This is a genomic window from Cupriavidus sp. 05L411 (genome assembly GCF_056398045.1).
The window spans coordinates 1-1,184 of sequence record NZ_JBFTOQ010000123.1 but is presented as its reverse complement, the minus strand read 5'-3'; the positions used below and the strand labels follow the sequence as shown (position 1 = coordinate 1,184).

Annotated in this window: 1 protein-coding gene; it reads left to right on the top strand. The window is 58.4% G+C overall.

What is annotated here, in order from left to right:
* The first annotated feature begins 72 nt into the window (after window positions 1-72).
* Window positions 73-1,035 carry an IS5 family transposase gene (locus AC1DQR_RS40200; protein ID WP_477135133.1) on the top strand — a complete coding sequence of 321 codons (963 nt, stop codon included), beginning with the start codon at window positions 73-75 and terminating at the stop codon, window positions 1,033-1,035.
* The last annotated feature ends 149 nt before the right edge of the window (window positions 1,036-1,184 follow it).

The following is a 1,184-nucleotide window of genomic DNA, read 5'->3' as shown; positions in this document are numbered from 1 at the left end:
TTAAGGATTCTCTGCAAAACGTGTCAGCGAGTGGCGCTTCCCCTACGTTGCAATAGTCAGGAGGAAGCTGCCATGAAGCAAGGAGAATTGGGATTGAACCTGTCGACAAAGCGCACGCGTAAGCGCGAGTTCTTGGATGAGATGAGTCAGGTGGTCCCCTGGGCAGACCTGGTTGCCCTGATCGAACCCCATTGCCCCAAGAAGAAGACCGGACGCYCACCATTTCCGGTCGGGACGATGTTGCGCGTTCACTTCCTGCAGCAGTGGTTCGGCCTGTCAGATCCGGCCATGGAAGAAGCGCTTCATGATGTGCCGCTCTATCGCGAGTTCGCTGGCCTGGACGGCGCCATGGCGCGGTTGCCAGACGAAAGCACGATCTTGAGATTTCGTCACTTGCTGGAACGGCACGACTTGGCCGCCCAGATATTGACGGTCGTGAACGGGATGCTGGCGGGCAAAGGCCTGATGTTGAAAGCGGGAACGGTGGTCGATGCCACATTGATCAGTGCACCGACCTCGACGAAGAACAGCAGTGGTGAGCGTGATCCTGAGATGCACTCCACGCGTAAGGGCAAGCAGTATTACTTCGGCATGAAGGCGCATATTGGCGTGGATGCGGATTCCGGACTGGTGCACACCGTGATCGGCACGGCTGCCCATGTGAGTGAGATCAGCCAAGCACACAGCTTGCTGCATGGCAATGAAACGGATGTCTTTGGCGATGCCGGCTTCGTTGGCGTGCACAAGCGGCCCGAGGCTGCACCGGGGGTGAGGTGGCACGTGAGCATGCTGCCCGGCAAGCGCCGCAGACTCGATCTCAGCGATCGTGCTCARGCGATGCTCAATGAGATCGAATCGATCAAAGCGAAGATCCGGGGGAAGGTGGAACATCCATTCCGGGTGCTGAAGCAGCAGTTCGGCATGGCCAAGGTCCGTTACCGAGGTCTCGCGAAGAACACGGCACAACTGAAGACGCTGTTTGCACTAAGCAATCTCTGGATGGCTCGCAGAGCGCTGCTTGCGTACGGCGTGTGACGCCGATTGAGGGGCCAAATGGCCTCCCAACCGGGTAGAGAACGGGATTGCGCTGACGCAACCAGCCGGAGAGCCGCGGAGATCCAAACCGCGATGGTGTCGATAAGACGCCCGGGTCACGAAACTGAGTTTTTCAGGCGATCCTTAAG